The 16,620-nt window shown below is 44.7% G+C and carries 22 protein-coding genes; 6 read left to right on the forward strand and 16 right to left on the reverse strand.

What is annotated here, in order from left to right; translation table 11 throughout:
* The first annotated feature begins 18 nt into the window (after window positions 1-18).
* The 4 genes from ACHUFZ_RS15740 (at window position 19) to yacG (ending at window position 2,537) form a co-directional block, all read left to right on the forward strand.
* Complete coding sequence (locus tag ACHUFZ_RS15740; protein WP_394127889.1) at window positions 19-888, forward strand: prepilin peptidase; 870 nt, start codon at window positions 19-21, stop codon at window positions 886-888.
* Window position 889: 1 nt separating this feature from the next.
* Window positions 890-1,498: a dephospho-CoA kinase gene (coaE, locus tag ACHUFZ_RS15745; protein WP_394127890.1), complete on the forward strand. Its 609-nt coding sequence runs from the start codon at window positions 890-892 to the stop codon at window positions 1,496-1,498.
* 34 nt (window positions 1,499-1,532) lie between these two features.
* Entirely contained in the window at window positions 1,533-2,273 is a 741-nt protein-coding gene (zapD, locus tag ACHUFZ_RS15750) for a cell division protein ZapD (RefSeq protein WP_134835567.1), read from the forward strand.
* A 69-nt stretch (window positions 2,274-2,342) separates the two neighbouring features.
* Window positions 2,343-2,537 carry a DNA gyrase inhibitor YacG gene (gene yacG / locus ACHUFZ_RS15755; protein WP_053441124.1) on the forward strand — a complete coding sequence of 65 codons (195 nt, stop codon included), beginning with the start codon at window positions 2,343-2,345 and terminating at the stop codon, window positions 2,535-2,537.
* Window positions 2,538-2,819: 282 nt separating this feature from the next.
* On the opposite strand, the gene rplS is transcribed toward yacG, so the two are convergent.
* The 5 genes from rplS to ffh all read right to left on the reverse strand — a co-directional run bounded on the left by rplS (window position 2,820) and on the right by ffh (window position 6,420).
* A complete protein-coding gene (gene rplS, locus ACHUFZ_RS15760) occupies window positions 2,820-3,173 on the reverse strand; it encodes a 50S ribosomal protein L19 (protein ID WP_004410033.1) in 354 nt (117 codons plus the stop codon).
* Between the two features lie 48 nt (window positions 3,174-3,221).
* Window positions 3,222-3,971, reverse strand: a complete 750-nt coding sequence (gene trmD, locus ACHUFZ_RS15765; protein ID WP_394127891.1) for a tRNA (guanosine(37)-N1)-methyltransferase TrmD — start codon at window positions 3,969-3,971, stop codon at window positions 3,222-3,224.
* 27 nt (window positions 3,972-3,998) lie between these two features.
* Window positions 3,999-4,547 (reverse strand): ribosome maturation factor RimM, encoded by a 549-nt coding sequence (rimM, locus tag ACHUFZ_RS15770; protein WP_053441122.1) that lies wholly within the window; start codon window positions 4,545-4,547, stop codon window positions 3,999-4,001.
* A 26-nt stretch (window positions 4,548-4,573) separates the two neighbouring features.
* Window positions 4,574-4,822, reverse strand: a complete 249-nt coding sequence (rpsP, locus tag ACHUFZ_RS15775) for a 30S ribosomal protein S16 (RefSeq protein WP_004410028.1) — start codon at window positions 4,820-4,822, stop codon at window positions 4,574-4,576.
* A 206-nt stretch (window positions 4,823-5,028) separates the two neighbouring features.
* Window positions 5,029-6,420, reverse strand: a complete 1,392-nt coding sequence (gene ffh / locus ACHUFZ_RS15780) for a signal recognition particle protein (protein ID WP_394127892.1) — start codon at window positions 6,418-6,420, stop codon at window positions 5,029-5,031.
* 207 nt (window positions 6,421-6,627) lie between these two features.
* Between ffh and ACHUFZ_RS15785 the strand changes: the two genes are divergently transcribed.
* Together ACHUFZ_RS15785 and ACHUFZ_RS15790 are read left to right on the forward strand one after the other, a co-directional pair.
* Window positions 6,628-7,422, forward strand: coding sequence for a cytochrome C assembly family protein (locus tag ACHUFZ_RS15785; protein ID WP_053441121.1), 795 nt, complete (start codon window positions 6,628-6,630; stop codon window positions 7,420-7,422).
* A gap of 123 nt (window positions 7,423-7,545) precedes the next feature.
* The gene (locus ACHUFZ_RS15790; protein ID WP_394127893.1) at window positions 7,546-8,817 is read left to right on the forward strand and encodes an HlyC/CorC family transporter; all 1,272 of its coding nucleotides are present in this window, start codon (window positions 7,546-7,548) and stop codon (window positions 8,815-8,817) included.
* 62 nt (window positions 8,818-8,879) lie between these two features.
* Here ACHUFZ_RS15790 and rpoS read toward each other — a convergent pair whose 3' ends face one another.
* The 11 genes from rpoS to folB all read right to left on the reverse strand — a co-directional run bounded on the left by rpoS (window position 8,880) and on the right by folB (window position 16,558).
* Window positions 8,880-9,860, reverse strand: a complete 981-nt coding sequence (rpoS, locus tag ACHUFZ_RS15795) for an RNA polymerase sigma factor RpoS (RefSeq protein ID WP_053441119.1) — start codon at window positions 9,858-9,860, stop codon at window positions 8,880-8,882.
* Between the two features lie 71 nt (window positions 9,861-9,931).
* Window positions 9,932-10,843, reverse strand: a complete 912-nt coding sequence (gene nlpD, locus ACHUFZ_RS15800; protein WP_394127894.1) for a murein hydrolase activator NlpD — start codon at window positions 10,841-10,843, stop codon at window positions 9,932-9,934.
* Window positions 10,844-10,845: 2 nt separating this feature from the next.
* Window positions 10,846-11,472: a protein-L-isoaspartate(D-aspartate) O-methyltransferase gene (locus ACHUFZ_RS15805; RefSeq protein WP_134835574.1), complete on the reverse strand. Its 627-nt coding sequence runs from the start codon at window positions 11,470-11,472 to the stop codon at window positions 10,846-10,848.
* Between the two features lie 2 nt (window positions 11,473-11,474).
* Window positions 11,475-12,233 (reverse strand): 5'/3'-nucleotidase SurE, encoded by a 759-nt coding sequence (surE, locus tag ACHUFZ_RS15810; RefSeq protein ID WP_394127895.1) that lies wholly within the window; start codon window positions 12,231-12,233, stop codon window positions 11,475-11,477.
* Window positions 12,233-13,276 (reverse strand): tRNA pseudouridine(13) synthase TruD, encoded by a 1,044-nt coding sequence (gene truD / locus ACHUFZ_RS15815; protein ID WP_394127896.1) that lies wholly within the window; start codon window positions 13,274-13,276, stop codon window positions 12,233-12,235. The genes surE and truD overlap by 1 nt, the downstream gene beginning before the upstream one ends.
* 51 nt (window positions 13,277-13,327) lie before the next feature.
* The gene (gene ispF / locus ACHUFZ_RS15820; RefSeq protein WP_394127897.1) at window positions 13,328-13,804 is read right to left on the reverse strand and encodes a 2-C-methyl-D-erythritol 2,4-cyclodiphosphate synthase; all 477 of its coding nucleotides are present in this window, start codon (window positions 13,802-13,804) and stop codon (window positions 13,328-13,330) included.
* 3 nt (window positions 13,805-13,807) lie between these two features.
* Window positions 13,808-14,512 (reverse strand): 2-C-methyl-D-erythritol 4-phosphate cytidylyltransferase, encoded by a 705-nt coding sequence (gene ispD, locus ACHUFZ_RS15825; protein WP_394127898.1) that lies wholly within the window; start codon window positions 14,510-14,512, stop codon window positions 13,808-13,810.
* Window positions 14,513-14,791, reverse strand: a complete 279-nt coding sequence (ftsB, locus tag ACHUFZ_RS15830) for a cell division protein FtsB (RefSeq protein WP_004410007.1) — start codon at window positions 14,789-14,791, stop codon at window positions 14,513-14,515.
* A gap of 111 nt (window positions 14,792-14,902) precedes the next feature.
* Window positions 14,903-15,706 carry an undecaprenyl-diphosphate phosphatase gene (locus ACHUFZ_RS15835; RefSeq protein ID WP_004410006.1) on the reverse strand — a complete coding sequence of 268 codons (804 nt, stop codon included), beginning with the start codon at window positions 15,704-15,706 and terminating at the stop codon, window positions 14,903-14,905.
* A gap of 16 nt (window positions 15,707-15,722) precedes the next feature.
* Window positions 15,723-16,208, reverse strand: a complete 486-nt coding sequence (gene folK, locus ACHUFZ_RS15840; RefSeq protein WP_394127899.1) for a 2-amino-4-hydroxy-6-hydroxymethyldihydropteridine diphosphokinase — start codon at window positions 16,206-16,208, stop codon at window positions 15,723-15,725.
* Window positions 16,205-16,558, reverse strand: a complete 354-nt coding sequence (folB, locus tag ACHUFZ_RS15845) for a bifunctional dihydroneopterin aldolase/7,8-dihydroneopterin epimerase (RefSeq protein ID WP_053441110.1) — start codon at window positions 16,556-16,558, stop codon at window positions 16,205-16,207. Before folB ends, folK begins: the two co-directional genes overlap by 4 nt.
* Window positions 16,559-16,620: the final 62 nt, after the last annotated feature.

The raw sequence follows: 16,620 nt of genomic DNA on the forward strand, positions 1-16,620 counted from the left end.
ACCAAGCTGCACCTATTTATGGATATTTTTTATTATTACCCTTGGCTATTTCCCGTATTGGCCGCTATCTTCGGTCTGATAATAGGCAGCTTCCTTAATGTCGTCATCCACCGCCTACCGATCATGATGGAGCGCGAGTGGCGTAAAGAGTGCGCTGAAAGCTTCCCTGAGTATAAAATTGAGCCGCCACAAGGCACTTATAACCTAAGCATTCCAGCTTCTACCTGCCCAAAATGCGACACCCGCATCCGCATTATCGATAATATCCCGGTCATTAGCTGGCTACTACTGAGAGGTAAGTGCCATCAGTGCAGCAATAAAATTAGTGCGCGCTATCCGCTTGTCGAGCTCCTAAGCGGAGTAATGTCCTTGATGGTGGCGGTTCAGTTTGGTTTTAGCTTCTATGCTATATGCCTGATCTTTTTCACCTTTGTGCTCATCTCCGCGACCTTTATCGACTTAGATACCATGTTGCTACCGGATCAGTTAACTCTGCCGTTAACCTGGGCAGGTATAACCATAGCACTTATTGGTATCGGTCCTGTATCATTGCAAGATGCCGTTATCGGCGCCATCGCTGGATACTTATCACTGTGGGTTGTCTATTGGGCATTTAAGCTTGCGACAGGCAAAGAAGGTATGGGCTATGGCGATTTTAAATTACTCGCCGCTTTGGGCGCTTGGTTAGGCTGGCAGTACCTACCTATGATCATTTTGCTCTCTTCATTGGTTGGCCTGGTGTTTGGATTGATTCAATTACGACTCAAGCGACAAGGTATTGATAAAGCCTTCCCTTTTGGTCCTTACCTCGCCATTGCCGGTTGGATCGGTTTAATGTGGGGAGATCTTATCCTTGACTGGTATTTAGGCAACTTTGTAGGTATTTAATATGGCCTTAGTTATTGGATTAACTGGTGGAATTGCCAGTGGTAAAACAACCGTAGCGAACCTTTTCAATCAAGAGTTTGCTATTGAGATTGTTGATGCCGATATTGTCGCTAGACAAGTTGTTGAACCCGACACGCCGGGGCTCAATGCCATCACCGAGAAGTTTGGCAATCAAGTGATTCAAAAGGACGGTACGCTAGATCGAGCAAAGCTCAGAGAAATCATATTTAGCCAACCAGAAAGTAAAGCATGGCTAAATCAACTGCTGCATCCGATGATCAGAAAACAAATGCTGGATGAGCTTACCAAGGTCAAATCTGACTATGCATTACTGGTCATCCCGTTAATGGTCGAAAACAACTTACAATCTTTGGCAGATAAGATTTTGGTTGTCGATGTCGATGAAGAAACTCAGATCCAACGCACCGTAGAACGTGATAAGGTAGACGCATATCAAGCAAAATCTATCCTAGCCTCTCAAGCAAGCCGAGAGCAACGACTGGCCATTGCTGACTATGTGATTAAAAATGATGCAAAAAACCAAAAACTTTTGCCTCAAATCACAGAATTGCACCAAAAGTTCCTAGAAATATGCAGTGAAAATCTGTGAGAATAGGATGACAAGAACCCAGAGCTGCATATTAATGACAACCCACTACTTCGAACACCCACTCAATGAAAAGACCCGTATTTACCTGAGAGTAGAAGCCCTGCTCAATCAGCTAAATATTGCGGCGAAGTTTAGTGACGACATGCAGCACCTGACCTTCTATCGTTCTCTGTTTGATATCGTCGAAATCTTTGAGCAAATTCAACTTAAGAGTGAATTGGCTAAAGATATCGAAAAGCAGCGTCTTGCTTACCGCTCTTGGCTTAATGTCGAAGGTGTCGATCAAGCAATGCTGAAAAATGTGTTAAGCGAAGTTGATGCTGCGCACGCAGGCTTAATGGGTGCAGAACGTTTCGGCCAAAGTTTAAAAGAAGATCGTTTCTTAAGTGCCATCCGCCAACGTTTCAATTTACCAGGCGGCTCATGTTGTTTTGACTTACCTGCGCTGCATCACTGGCTACACCTACCTATCGAGAAAAAGCGTGCCGATGCGAACAAATGGTTAAGCTCATTAGAGCCTCTCTCAATCGCTCTAAAACAGTGGCTCAAACTCACCCGTGAAACTGGTCATTTCCGTGCAATCCAGGCTAAATCAGGCTTTTACCAAAGTGATGCTGAAGACGCGAATATTCTCCGTCTAGAACTGCCCGTTCATTATGGGGTGTATCCGATGATTTCCGGCCACAAAAATCGCTTTGCGATTAAGTTTATCGAGTTTGAATCAGGCCAAGCCTCAACCGCCGAGATAGACTTCAAGTTAGCCGTTTGCTGCTAATCCACCCCGAATATTCTTATTATTCCTAGTATACTAGCGATATCGTTCGCCTTAAGTTAGAGAATTACCATGTCAAAAATTACCATAGTGCCATGTCCGCAATGTGGCCAAGACGTTCCATGGGGTGAGCAAAGCCCTTTCCGTCCATTCTGTAGTAAGCAGTGCCAAATGATCGATTTCGGCGAGTGGGCTGATGAAGAAAACACAATTCCAGGCGCGCCTGATATGTCTGATTCAGATGGTTGGTCAGAAGACCAATACTAGTAAGTCGAGAGCGCTGCACCACAGGATATGAAAGAAAAGAAGCTGATGTAAGAACATCGGTTTTTTTGTATCCGTCGCATTACTTGGGCTGTCATGTCATACGTTATTTTTAGCTTAGAACGTAGATATTTGCCTTTCTACCTAGGAAGTGGCGCGGAGTTTACGCCAGTAAATGAGCACCGATGACAACGGTAGAGAGGGAAATAGCAAGTTATAAGCAAAGAATAAAAAAGCGGAGGCCAAATGGCCTCCGCTAATACTATGAGAACGCTAGTTATAGCATTACTTCTTAGCAAGTTTCTCTTTGATACGAGCTGACTTACCAGAACGCTCACGTAGGTAGTACAACTTGGCACGACGTACTGCACCACGGCGTTTAACTTCAATGCTATCAACCATTGGAGAGTGAGTTTGGAACGTACGCTCTACGCCTTCACCGTTAGAAATCTTACGTACAGTGAATGCAGAGTGTAGACCACGGTTACGGATTGCGATTACAACGCCTTCGAAAGCCTGTAGACGCTCACGGTCACCTTCTTTTACCTTAACTTGAACAACAACTGTATCACCAGGTGCGTAGTTAGGTAGGTCTTTTTTCATTTGCTCTTCTTCAAGAGCCTTGATGATGTTACTCATTTTTTATATTCCTAGAATAAACTGATACTAAATTTAATAGGTTACTGCTTACTTCTTATCAGAGCGGTGCTCTTTGATAAATTCGGCCAGTAATTGTTCCTGTTCGTCAGTCAGAGCTAGGTTTTCCAGGAGTTCTGGTCTTCTAAGCCAAGTACGGCCTAACGACTGTTTAAGTCGCCAGTGACGAATATCCTTATGGTTACCAGACTTGAGTACCGAAGGTACTTCTTTACCGTCTAACACCTCAGGACGCGTATAGTGTGGGCAATCTAACAAGCCATTCGCGAAAGAGTCTTCTTCCGCAGACGCAAAATCTCCAAGCACTCCCGGAATAAACCGAGACACTGAGTCAATTAACGTCATGGCTGGGATTTCCCCACCTGTCATCACAAAATCCCCAATTGACCATTCTTCGTCAACTTCAGATTGAATGATGCGCTCATCTACCCCTTCATAGCGACCACAAATCAGAAGCAAGTTCTCATTTGTTGCCAACTCTTCGACTCCTTTTTGATCGAGCTTGCGACCTTGAGGAGAAAGGTAGATGACTTTCGTCTTACCTGGTGAGGCTTGCTTAGCTGTCTGAATAGCATCGCGCAAAGGCTGTACCATCATCAGCATACCTGGGCCACCACCATAAGGTCTGTCATCAACAGTGCGATGTTTGTCGTGCGTGAAATCACGAGGATTCCAAGTCTTAATCGACAAAAGACCTTTTTTAACCGCTTGACCTGTTACTCCAAAATCGGTAACAGAACGGAACATTTCAGGAAATAGGCTTATTACGCCAACCCACATGTTTATCTCGCTCTGAATATTTGGAGTTTAGAATCCAGGATCCCAGTCAACTTCGATCCGTTGAGCTTCACGATCAATATTTTTGATCACTTGCTCTTCAAGGAACGGAATTAATCGTTCCTTTTGCCCGAAAGCATCTTTAAGATTTGCTTTAATTACCAAAACATCGTTGGAGCCAGTTTCTAGCATGTCAGAGACAGTACCTAGATCGTAACCTTTATCAGTTACTACTTGCATTCCAATCAAATCACGCCAATAGAACTCGTCTGATGGCAATTCTGGTAATACCGCAGGGTCAATTAGAATCTCAAAGTTTGTCAGTAATTGCGCTTCTTCGCGCACATCCAGACCTTCCAGCTTTACCACCAAACCTTTGTTATGGCGCTTCCAGCTTTCTGCTTTGTATTCAACCCACTGACCACCTTGGTTAATCCACCAAGGAGCGTAATCAAATATGCTTTCAGCATTGTCTGTGTAGGATAAAACTTTAAGCCATCCACGAATGCCGTAAGAAGCACCGAACTTACCCACAACAATCTTGTTATCGCTCATCGTTTCATTACCTTTCATCGACATAAGCTAATTTCTTCTTTTGGTAAGAATTAAGCCGCTTTTTGAGCGTCTTTAACTAGCTTAGCAACGCGGTCAGATAGAGATGCGCCTTGACCAACCCAGTGGTTAACGCGATCTAGATCTAGACGTAGACCTTCTTCTTGACCTTGAGCTGTTGGGTTAAAGAAACCAACTTTCTCGATGAAACGGCCAGTTGCTGCATTGCGGCTGTCCGCTACTACGATTTGATAAAATGGACGCTTCTTAGCGCCGTGACGTGCCAAACGAATGGTTACCATGTCGTCCTCTTTGCTTCTCAAAAATAAAATTAACCCCAGAGATCATTTATTGCTAAATGATTTGGGGCTCGTGCCAAAATAAAGCTCCGGAATTTTACTCTTATTCCGGAGCAATGCAAGGTCTTTAGCTACTTTTTCACCAACATAAAACTGGTTTTAAGTTTGTGAGCTAGCTAACACCTTGAAATTTTTATCGCTAGACGAAATTAACGACCGAATGGATTAAAGCCGCCACCGCCGCCCATTCCACCCATGCCGCCCATCATGCCTTGCATGTTGCGCATCATGCCTTTCATGCCACCTTTCTGCATCTTCTTCATCATCTTCTGCATTTGGGTGAACTGCTTCAGCAATCGGTTTACGTCTTGTACTTGAGTACCAGAACCCGCCGCAATACGCTTCTTACGCGAACCTTTGATCAATTCAGGGCGCTGACGCTCTTTCATCGTCATTGAGTTGATGATCGCTTCCATCTGCTTAAACATCTTATCGTCAACTTTATCTTTCACGTTGTCCGGAAGATTGTTCATGCCTGGCAGCTTATCCATCATGCCCATCATGCCGCCCATGTTTTGCATTTGTCCTAGCTGCTCACGGAAGTCTTCAAGGTCAAAGCCTTTCTTCTCTTTGAACTTCTTAGCCAGTTTCTCTGCTTTTTCGGTATCGACATTACGCTGAAGGTCTTCAATCAGTGACAGTACGTCACCCATACCAAGAATGCGTGAAGCGACACGATCTGGGTGGAACGGTTCTAGTGCGTCAGTTTTTTCACCAACACCTAAGAACTTAATCGGTTTACCTGTAATATGACGAACAGACAGCGCAGCACCACCACGCGCATCACCATCGACTTTGGTTAGAACCACACCCGTTAGTGGTAGGGTATCGCCAAAAGCTTTTGCCGTATTCGCCGCATCTTGACCTGTCATTGCATCAACAACGAATAGCGTCTCAACTGGTTTAATTGCACTATGTAGCTGTTGAATTTCAGCCATCATATGCTCATCAACCGCTAAACGACCTGCGGTATCGACAATAAGCACGTCGTAGAATTTCTTCTTCGCGTGGTCAATCGCTGCGTTAGCAATATCGATAGGCTTCTGATCGGCTGTCGATGGGAAGAAGTCCACACCAACATCAGTGGCCAATGTTTCTAGCTGTTTAATCGCCGCCGGGCGGTAAACGTCGGCAGAAACAACCAAAACTTTCTTTTTATCACGCTCTGTTAAAAGTTTGGATAGCTTACCTACAGAGGTCGTTTTACCTGCACCCTGCAGACCGGCCATTAAGATCACAGCTGGCGGTTGAGCAGCTAAGTTAAGAGCCTCGTTAGACTCTCCCATTACTGCTTCTAGCTCAGATTGAACAATCTTAATGAACTCTTGTCCTGGCGTTAGAGATTTCGACACCTCTACACCCACTGCACTCTCTTTAATACGTTTAATAAAGTCACGTACTACAGGCAGTGCTACGTCAGCTTCAAGAAGTGCCATGCGCACTTCGCGCAACGTATCTTTAATATTATCTTCGGTCAGTCGACCTTTACCGCTGATGTTTTTCAGCGTTTTGGATAATCGATCCGTTAAATTCTCAAACATCTTTGTCTCTTTACCTAGACGGTTGCAAGTAGGCTCGCCCATCACTTTTGGCGAAAATTACTATGAGTATACCTTAGCCAACCCAAGCTTGACACTGCCTAGATTACTTTTGATATCTCATGCTGAGGAAATGAAAGTGATAATTCATAGCTCAAGCCGTTGATGCAGGGTATAATTTGTTAAAAATCCACCAGCTGTTAGAGAATAATGGACAACTTAATTGCCGTTGTTGCTGCAATACTCTATTCATTAGCGATTGCAACCATAGTTCCGGGACTTGTTCATCAAACAGGGATCCGCGTTAAAACCGTTTTCGTCAGTGCTATTCTTGCGCTGGCTTTTCATGCGTGGTTGCTTAGCGATCTTATCTTGGGCTATTCAGGTCAAAACCTAAGTATCCTGAACGTGGCTTCTCTGATTAGCTTTATCATTTCTTTGGTGATGAGCGGGGCAATGCTTAAAACTCGCCTGTGGTTCTTATTACCTGTGGTATACAGTTTTTCAGCGCTTAACTTAATCGCAGCTGCTTTCTTACCAAGCACCTATATTACTCACCTTGAGCAAGACCCTAAACTGCTGATTCATATCTCTTTAGCGCTATTTTCCTATTCAACCTTAACCATCGGTGCTCTATATGCACTGCAGCTGGCTTGGCTAGATCACAAGCTGAAAGCGAAGAAAGCGCTAGCAATCAATCCAAACTTGCCGCCATTGCTGATGGTCGAGCGTCAGCTATTCAATATTATTTTGATCGGTAACGTGCTACTGACAGGCACACTATTGACTGGCTTTGTATTTGTTCAGGATATGTTTGCTCAAGGTAAAGCGCATAAAGGGATTCTCTCCTTTATTGCTTGGGTGGTTTACTCAGTCCTACTTTGGGGTCATTACCGCAAAGGTTGGCGCGGTCGCAAAGTAACCTGGTTTGCAGTCGCTGGTGCAACCTTGTTGACCTTAGCCTACTTCGGCAGTCGCTTTGTCCGCGAGATCATTCTTAACTAATCGAGAGAGAAAGGTGCATCAAGTGCACCTTTCTTTTACAATACCTCACTCTGTATTTGAAATTGACTTAACGCGCAGTTTAGGTCATAAATTAACCAAACAATCATAAGGAAAAGATAAGCTTTGGACGACATATCAACGGGTATCTTATTTGCGCTACTCGCGTGTCTTATCATTATTTCAGGATATTTTTCAGGCTCAGAGACAGGGATGATGTCTTTGAACCGCTACCGCCTCAAGCACCTAGCCAACAATGGTCATAAAGGGGCAAAACGGGTAGAAAAGCTGCTCGACCGTCCAGACCGCCTTATAGGGCTTATCTTAATTGGCAACAACCTCGTTAATATTCTCGCTTCGGCTATCGCGACCATCTTAGGTATGCGCCTTTATGGCGATCTCGGTGTCGCTATTGCGACTGGTGCTCTGACTATGGTGGTGCTTGTTTTCGCTGAAGTGACACCAAAAACACTTGCCTCGCTTTACCCTGAGCGCGTTTCTTACGCCAGCAGTATTGTTCTGACCATTTTAATGAAGCTACTCTCGCCGCTAGTGATGTTAATTAACTTCATTACCAATGGTTTCATTCGCTTGCTGGGTATCAAAGTCGATCACGGCGGTGATGACCATCTCAGTTCGGAAGAGCTCCGCACCGTAGTAAATGAAGCCGGCAGCCTGATCCCACGCCGTCACCAAGATATGCTGATTTCGATTCTCGACTTAGAGCACGTCACGGTAAACGACATTATGGTGCCGAGAAATGAAATTACCGGAATCGACATCAATGATGATTGGAAGTCGATTGTTAGACAGCTAACTCACTCTCCTCACGGCCGCGTGGTTCTCTACCGCGATCAGATTGATGAAGTGGTTGGTATGCTGCGCCTGCGTGAGTCATATCGTTTAATGCTGGAGAAGAATGAGTTCACCAAAGAGACGCTGCTCCGCGCCGCTGATGAGGTGTACTTTATTCCAGAAAGCACCCCGCTTAATGTCCAACTGCTTAAATTTCAACGCAATAAAGAGCGTATTGGTCTTATTGTCGATGAGTATGGTGACATTATTGGCCTAGTGACCTTAGAGGATATTCTGGAAGAGATCGTCGGTGAATTTACCACATCGATTGCACCAAGCTTGTCTGATGAAATCACGCCACAAGGTGATGGCAGTTTCCTTATCGAGGGCAGTGCCAATATCCGTGATATCAACAAAGGCTTAAAGTGGACGCTGCCAACCGATGGCCCGAGAACACTCAACGGTCTGATCTTAGAACATTTAGAAGACATTCCAGAAAGTCATTTAAGTGTCCAGGTATCAGGACATCCAATGGAAATCGTCGAGCTCGAAGAGAATCGCATTAAGCTGGTCAAAGTATTCCCGGTGATTAAGGCAGACTAGTCTTAAGCTGTACAATCAAAAAAGCCTCGGTAATCCGAGGCTTTTTTTCATCTTTATCACGCTTAATCTTCTGCCACACTAAATAGGTTTTCCATATTCAAACCTTGTTTGATCAGAATCTCTCTTAAACGGCGTAGCCCTTCGACCTGAATTTGACGAACACGCTCACGAGTTAGATTGATTTCTCGACCTACTTCTTCCAGTGTTGATGGCTCATAACCCAGTAAACCGAAACGACGCGCTAGCACCTCTTTCTGCTTAGGATTCAGCTCATCTAACCAATGGATAAGTGAGCTCTTAATATCATCATCCTGAGTCGAAACTTCAGGGTCAGAATTGTTAATATCAGGAATGATATCAAGCAGAGCTTTTTCCCCATCACCACCAATTGGTGTATCAACTGAACTAATACGTTCATTCAAACGTAGCATTTTGCTCACGTCATCAACGGGTTTATCAAGCTGAGTGGCAATCTCTTCCGCCGTTGGCTCATGGTCAAGTTTTTGCGAGAGCTCACGAGCAGTACGCAGATAAATATTGAGCTCTTTAACGACGTGGATAGGTAAACGGATGGTACGTGTTTGGTTCATCAGAGCACGCTCTATGGTTTGACGAATCCACCATGTTGCGTAGGTAGAGAAGCGAAAACCGCGTTCAGGGTCAAACTTCTCTACCGCTCGGATTAAACCGAGGTTTCCTTCTTCAATAAGATCAAGTAGTGCCAAACCACGATTGCTGTAACGACGGGAAATTTTCACTACTAAGCGAAGATTACTTTCAATCATACGTTTACGCGCAGCTTCGTCACCTCGTAAGGCACGACGTGCATAAAGAACTTCTTCTTCGGCGGTAAGTAGTGGAGAAAAGCCAATTTCGCCTAAATAAAGTTGTGTCGCATCTAGACTTTTCGTCGATGCATCAAACTCTTCTTTAGCCTCTTCAGCTTGTGTAGGTTTGGTCGGTTTTTTCTTTTGAAACGTTTGAACTGTTTCTTGATCGATTTCGAATTCTTCGACTTTCGTTGCTGCATTGCTGATACTCATAGCGCCTCCCCCTGGCGAGCTAGCAAGACATTACTACGTCTAATGTCGCTATATTACCTAACAGTAAATTTTTACGGCAAGTAGCGTTTTGGATTCACTGACTTACCTTGATAGCGAATTTCAAAGTGTAAGCGAACACTGCTGGCTCCAGAGCTGCCCATTGTTGCGATTTTTTGACCAGCTTTGACACTTTGCCCTTCGCGTACTAGCAACCGATCATTATGTGCGTATGCACTTAGGTAATTGTCGTTATGTTTTATAATCACGAGATTACCGTAACCACGTAGTGCATTGCCCGAATAAACCACGGTGCCGCCTGCTGTAGAAACAATGGATTGCCCACGCTGCCCTGCGATATCAATCCCCTTGTTCCCTTGATCCCCAGCAGAAAAGTTCTTGATTACTCTCCCTTTAGTTGGCCATAACCACTTGGAAACTTTATTGTTGTTTGTCGATGTACTACTGGTATTTTTGTTAACATTTTGTTTACCAGTAGATTCAACATACTCCTTTGATTTCGATTGATCAACCTTCTTTGGTGGTTGTTTTGCCACCGTTTGTTGATTGTTTTTTGAACTGGACGTATTAACTGCCTGAGTAGAGTTTTTGCTCGATGCCGTATTCTGTTTTGGAATAGAAGGGGTCGCAACAGCAGCTACAGCGACGCCAGCCCCAGTGCCACCGTACGCTGGCGCATTATAAGCAGGTTGCCAAAGTTTGAGTTTTTGACCAGGGAAGATGGTGTAAGGCTTGGTTAAACCGTTGTAACTAATGATTTCACTTACATCTTTGTCTGTGACATAGGCTATAAAATACAGCGTATCGCCCTTTTCGACCTGATAGTAACTTCCTCGATAACTCCCTCGAGAGACCGAGCTATAGTCTTTCTTCAATCCAGTCACAGGCGCAGGGGAATGCGCAGCACATCCTAATAATGTACTGCAAATACCTAAGACTAATAGAAAGTAAGACTTAAACTTCATCGCTAAGCTAGATCACCAGCAACCAGAGGAACAAAACGAACCATTTCTACCACTTGAGAGAGAAACTCATCGCCACTACGAACGATTTTTAGCAATTGCTGCTCATCCGTTCCAACAGGGATCATCAATATCCCGCCCTCTTTCAGTTGCTCTAAGAGTGCAGAAGGAACAGATTCAGCAGCTGCAGTAACAATGATGGCATCAAAAGGGCCTTTCGCTGCCCAGCCTTGCCAGCCATCACCATGCTTAGTGGATATATTGTAAATATCCAGCTGCTTTAGACGACGCTTTGCTTCCCATTGCAGAGTCTTAATACGTTCAATCGAATAAACGTGCTCAACAAGCTGAGACAACACCGCTGTTTGATAACCAGAGCCAGTACCAACTTCAAGTACCTTACTGCTGCGTGTAAGCTCCAACATCTCTGTCATCTTCGCCACTATGTATGGCTGAGAAATAGTTTGCCCTTGCCCTATCGGCAACGCATTGTTGTCATAAGCTTGATGAATCATCGCCTGAGAGACAAATTGCTCTCGCGGCAATCTATAAATTGCATCTAGCACTTTCTGATCTTGAATCCCATTCGCAACCAGAAATTCGCGCAATCTATCGGCATGTGGGTTTGTCATGCTTAACTATCCTTTAACCAATTACCCATGCTTTGTATCGACTCATGCGCCGTTAAATCCACCTGTAATGGTGTGATTGAAACAAAGCCTTGTTCGATAGCATTAAAGTCCGTGCCCTCTCCTGCATCCTGTTCTTTGCCCGGAGGGCCTAACCAATAAATATCATGCCCACGAGGATCTTTCTGCTTAATCATCGCTTCAGCGTGATGACGCGCACCGAGTCGGGTGACTTGCGTCCCTTTTAGCGCATCATAAGCTAAATCAGGCACATTGACGTTTAACAAACGGTTAGTCGGGATTGGCTTATTCGCATGCTGCGAAACCAATTGTCGCGCTATCACTGCCGCTGTAGCAAAGTTTTCCTTACCCACCAGCGAGAACGCGATAGATTGCACCCCGAGGAAGTGCCCTTCCATCGCGGCAGCCACCGTACCGGAGTACAGGACATCATCACCAAGATTCGCACCGTGGTTAATCCCTGTCAGCACTAAGTCTGGCAGTTCATCTTTCATCAACTCATTAAGAGCAAAGTGAACACAGTCTGTCGGCGTGCCTTGCACCGAATACACTTTCGGCGCAATTTCATTAACACGTAAAGGCTGCTCGAGCGTTAAGGAATTCGATGCACCAGAACGATTTCGGTCTGGTGCAACAATCGTGACTTCAGCCATATCACGCAATGCATCAGCCAGGGTATGAATACCTTCAGCGTGCACGCCATCATCATTACTTATTAAGATTTTAAGTAAGTTGTCGCTCATTAATACTGGCGCTCCACTTCAACTTCTTCAATCAGCTCTCGGATGATTGCGGTAGCAAAACAGCCTGCGTCTAATGAAAAACGTAGCGTGATGTTATCGCCATCAACTTGCCAAGTTAAATCCTGAGGCATTAACGAAATAGCGCGGCGGTCATGGCGCATGCGATTACCACGAATTAACGCCATGAGATCCGGTTCAGCATCTAAGTGAGGCTGCTCAAGAGCTAATGCCTGATCGGTTGTCGGCAATGCATTATCACCAGCAAGTGCTGCTGTTAGCAGTGTCGTACCTTCAGCAATACCATTATTAAATGATTCAACCGCGTCGGCTATCACTGACTCTTGCTGACCATTAACCTCTACAAGATCGCCCACTAGAACTTGGTCAAAGCAGCCCTTTTCAATGCGCTCAGAAACAATGGTATTAAAAATCCAAGAGCGAGCAGCAGATAGATAAAGGCTACGCTTATTCTGATTACGGGTACGAACGTTTTCACGCCCCCAGCGGCGAGCCTCATCGAGATTGTTGCCTTGATTACCAAAACGCTGGCTGCCAAAGTAATTTGGTACACCTGTTTTCACAATAGACTCGAGCCGTGCTAATACTTCATCCACATCGCTGACATCGGATAACGTCACGGCAAACTGGTTGCCAACTAAGTCACCTGGGCGGAGCTTTTTGTTGTGACGGTCAGTCGCTAAAATTTCAATGCTTGGGTACTGAGCCAGAAATTGACTGAAGTCAGGCGTATCACCTTTCGGTAAGTGAACACTTAACCACTGCTCTGTCACCGCATGACGGTCTTTCAAACCAGCCCAACTCACATCTTTGGATTTAACGCCACAAGTCTTGGCCAGTTCATTGGCAACAAAGCTAGTGTTCTCACCGGTTTTACGAATACGCACCATCAGATGCTCACCCGAACCGGTAAAGTCGAAACCTAGGTTTTCGTTAACTTGAAAATGTTCAGCTTTGGCTTTTAATTTGCCTTTCGCATTTGGCTTGCCATTCAGGTAAGCCAAAGAAGATAAAATATCAGACATACTCTTTCCACTCTAGGTCGCTTTAGATAGTGTAAAACAACCTAGCATTTATTATTTTTTAAGCAGCAGTACAACCGCTTCCGTTGCAATGCCTTCTTTACGACCAGTAAAACCCAGTCGCTCAGTCGTTGTCGCTTTGACGTTGACATTACCCAGTTCGGTTTCAAGATCTTCGGCAATCACTTGGCACATAGATTCTATATGAGGAGCCATCTTAGGTGCTTGAGCCATAATGGTAATATCAGCATTGCCTAACACGTAGCCTTTTTCTTTTACACGGCGGTAGACATCTCTTAGCAAATCTCGGCTATTCGCCCCTTTCCACTTATCATCAGTATCAGGGAAATGACGACCAATGTCGCCCTCTGCGATAGCACCTAACAGCGCATCACACAGTGCATGCAGCGCCACGTCACCGTCAGAGTGAGCAATCAGCCCTTGCTCATACGGAACCGCAACACCACCAATAATTACCGGGCCTTCGCCACCAAATTTATGCACATCAAAGCCGTGGCCAATTCGAATCATGAGTTATCCTTTGTTTCTATTTAGATAAAACTCGGCTAATGCTAAGTCTTCAGGCTGAGTTATTTTTATATTGTCTGAGCGACCTTGAACTAGAGCTGGCTTAAGGTTTAGCCACTCGATAGCTGAAGCCTCATCAGTAATTTGGACGCCTTGTTTCAAGGCGTCAGCCAAAGCTTGCGTTAGCATCTGAGTTTTAAACATCTGTGGAGTAAGTGCGTGCCACAGTGCTTCCCTATCTACAGTATGATCAATCTCTTGATTCTGGTTTGAGCGTTTCATCGTATCTCGAACCGGAGCTGCGAGGATCCCCCCGAGTTGATTGGCTAGGGCAGACTCAATCAAACGATCAATATCTGCTAAATCAACACACGGTCTTGCTGCGTCATGAACCATGACCCACTCAGATAATTGGTGCTGCTTCACATAGTGTAATGCAGATAATACCGAATCAGCGCGCTCTTTGCCGCCTGCCACACGAATGACTTGCGGATTTGATGCTAAAGAGAGCTCAGGAAAGTATGGGTCACCATCAGTAATTGCGACCACCACATGACTCACCGCAGAGTGAAGTAATAACTTCTCTATGGTGTGCTCTAGTACCGTCTGTTGATTGATCTGAAGGTATTGCTTTGGTCGATCCGCTTTCATGCGGCTACCGACACCCGCCGCTGGAACAATTGCGACAATCGATGGAGAGATTGCAGACATCTAGTTATCGTCTCCAATAATTCGATAAAACGTTTCGCCTTCTTTAATCATACCCAGCTCATGCCGGGCACGTTCTTCAATTGCATCAAGGCCTTGGCGCAAATCATCAATCTCAGCGAACATTTCATTGTTGCGCCCTTGAAGGTTGCTATTGACCTGATGCTGCACCTGAGTTTCCGCATTGACCGCTTGAAAGTCAGAAATTCCATTTTTGCCGAACCACAATTCAGCTTGTAGCCAGCCTAAAACTAAGAGTAGGGTCAGAGCAAAAATTCGCATATCGTCAATTAAAGAAGAGAGAAAAAGAAAGACCACATATATATCACAATGTCGCTGCTGGCGCGAGATTGGACAATGTGGTCTTACAAAGAAAAGACTGATATTTAACGATTAGTTGAGTGCTAGGAAAGCAAACAAACCTAAACCAAGTAACAGTCGATAAATAACAAACGGTGTCATACCCATCTTAGAAATCAGCTTCAAGAAGAAGTGAATACAGATATAAGCACTAATGAATGACGTTACGATACCCGTCATTAAGAAGCCAAAATGAATCGGTTCACCACTGGTAACCAGCTTCAAGCCTAAATAGCTGCCTGCTAGTAAGATGATTGGAATCGACATTAGGAACGAGAAACGCGCTGCTGCTTCACGGGTAAAGCCAAGATAAAGCGCCGCAGTAATCGTCGCCCCCGAGCGAGAGGTACCCGGAATCATTGCTAACGCTTGGCTAATACCGATAAACAGTGCTTTTTTCCAGTCTGCTTGGTATTCGTCATCCGCCAATTTAGAGTTTTTATCGACATACCAAAGCAGTAAACCAAATACGATGGTCGTCGTCGCAATCACCCACGCACTGCGTAAATAAAGCTCGATGAAGTCTTTCATCAATAAACCAAAGATACAGGCAGGAATCGTCGCAATAACAATCATCCAAGCTAATTTGGCTTCTTTACTGCGCTCACCTTTAAAGATAGAAGCAAAGAAAGCACTCAACAAAGAGACCACTTCTTTGCGGAAGTAGATGATGACCGCCGCTAACGTACCAACGTGTACCGCGACATCAAAGGCTAAACCTTGATCTTCCCAACCTAGAATAGCCGATGGTAGGATCAGGTGCGCCGAGCTTGAAATCGGCAAAAATTCGGTTAAGCCTTGAATCAAAGCAAGGATAAAAGCTTCAAAATAACCCATTAGATTCTCTTAATTATTAACTAAACCACTTTGCTACTGGTGAAAGCGGTAATTCAAACTGAAACTGTTGAGCGATCTGTTCGATCGTTCGACCATCGTTAGGGACCACCAACTGAGGGCAGAGTTCCAACAACGGTTGCAACACAAAGGCATATTTGAAGATATCACTACGCGGCAACTCTGGCGTATCTTGGGAAATCTGTTCACCAAATAGAATGATATCGAGATCAACCGTTCTTGGCTCCAATTTACCCGCATCGACTGCGCGGCCCCATTTGAACTCAATATCACGTAATTGGCGTGAAAATTCCGTTAAATCAAACTGCGTCTTCATTTCTACAACTAGGTTGTAAAATGGCTGACTTTCAAACCCTACCGCTTCACATTCATAAATCGTCGAGATTCGCAGTTCAGCATCTAAGGCTCTTAGTTCGCCGATTGCCGCTTCAACGTGCTTATGCCGGGCTATGTTTGAACCTATTCCGACATAAACAGTAATCATGCATTGCCTCGCTCAATGACCACGCCGACACCTTTCGCTTGAGCAACAGCACCAGGCTTGGTTAAACGAATTTTAATCCAAGGAACATTAAATCGTGCCATTATCAATTCCGCCACTTCTTCAGCAACACGTTCAACCAACAGGAAGCGTCCGCCTTCGATATGGTCTAATACCGCTTGGCTTACTTGCGAATAATCAAGCGCATCGACAACATCATCACTCTTACCCGCAGGACGATTATCATGTGCCATTTCAATATCAAGCACGAGTTTTTGCTTAATCTCTTGCTCCCAGTCATAAACACCAATGGTAGTGATTACTTCTAATTGCTCGATAAATACTTTATCCATGTGTTAATTCCTTTAGAGGTCGGATACCCAAGCTAGGTAAAAAGTCGTACTATTTCAATCTC

The sequence above is a fragment of the Vibrio hepatarius genome (assembly GCF_043642085.1).
In the GTDB taxonomy this organism is placed as follows: Bacteria; Pseudomonadota; Gammaproteobacteria; order Enterobacterales; family Vibrionaceae; genus Vibrio; species Vibrio hepatarius_C.

Coding starts and splice junctions, on each gene's coding strand:
- folK (WP_394127899.1), bottom strand. CDS start 16,208: ATGATTACTGTTTATGTCGGAATAGGTTCAAACATAGCCCGGCATAAG.
- nlpD (WP_394127894.1), bottom strand. CDS start 10,843: ATGAAGTTTAAGTCTTACTTTCTATTAGTCTTAGGTATTTGCAGTACA.
- zapD (WP_134835567.1), top strand. CDS start 1,533: ATGACAACCCACTACTTCGAACACCCACTCAATGAAAAGACCCGTATT.
- surE (WP_394127895.1), bottom strand. CDS start 12,233: ATGAGCGACAACTTACTTAAAATCTTAATAAGTAATGATGATGGCGTG.
- truD (WP_394127896.1), bottom strand. CDS start 13,276: ATGTCTGATATTTTATCTTCTTTGGCTTACCTGAATGGCAAGCCAAAT.
- ispF (WP_394127897.1), bottom strand. CDS start 13,804: ATGATTCGAATTGGCCACGGCTTTGATGTGCATAAATTTGGTGGCGAA.
- ACHUFZ_RS15835 (WP_004410006.1), bottom strand. CDS start 15,706: ATGGGTTATTTTGAAGCTTTTATCCTTGCTTTGATTCAAGGCTTAACC.
- ACHUFZ_RS15740 (WP_394127889.1), top strand. CDS start 19: ATGGATATTTTTTATTATTACCCTTGGCTATTTCCCGTATTGGCCGCT.
- rimM (WP_053441122.1), bottom strand. CDS start 4,547: ATGTCGATGAAAGGTAATGAAACGATGAGCGATAACAAGATTGTTGTG.
- rplS (WP_004410033.1), bottom strand. CDS start 3,173: ATGAGTAACATCATCAAGGCTCTTGAAGAAGAGCAAATGAAAAAAGAC.
- rpoS (WP_053441119.1), bottom strand. CDS start 9,860: ATGAGTATCAGCAATGCAGCAACGAAAGTCGAAGAATTCGAAATCGAT.
- folB (WP_053441110.1), bottom strand. CDS start 16,558: ATGGATAAAGTATTTATCGAGCAATTAGAAGTAATCACTACCATTGGT.
- ACHUFZ_RS15785 (WP_053441121.1), top strand. CDS start 6,628: ATGGACAACTTAATTGCCGTTGTTGCTGCAATACTCTATTCATTAGCG.
- trmD (WP_394127891.1), bottom strand. CDS start 3,971: ATGTGGGTTGGCGTAATAAGCCTATTTCCTGAAATGTTCCGTTCTGTT.
- rpsP (WP_004410028.1), bottom strand. CDS start 4,822: ATGGTAACCATTCGTTTGGCACGTCACGGCGCTAAGAAGCGTCCATTT.
- ftsB (WP_004410007.1), bottom strand. CDS start 14,791: ATGCGAATTTTTGCTCTGACCCTACTCTTAGTTTTAGGCTGGCTACAA.
- ACHUFZ_RS15805 (WP_134835574.1), bottom strand. CDS start 11,472: ATGACAAACCCACATGCCGATAGATTGCGCGAATTTCTGGTTGCGAAT.
- coaE (WP_394127890.1), top strand. CDS start 890: ATGGCCTTAGTTATTGGATTAACTGGTGGAATTGCCAGTGGTAAAACA.
- ffh (WP_394127892.1), bottom strand. CDS start 6,420: ATGTTTGAGAATTTAACGGATCGATTATCCAAAACGCTGAAAAACATC.
- yacG (WP_053441124.1), top strand. CDS start 2,343: ATGTCAAAAATTACCATAGTGCCATGTCCGCAATGTGGCCAAGACGTT.
- ispD (WP_394127898.1), bottom strand. CDS start 14,512: ATGTCTGCAATCTCTCCATCGATTGTCGCAATTGTTCCAGCGGCGGGT.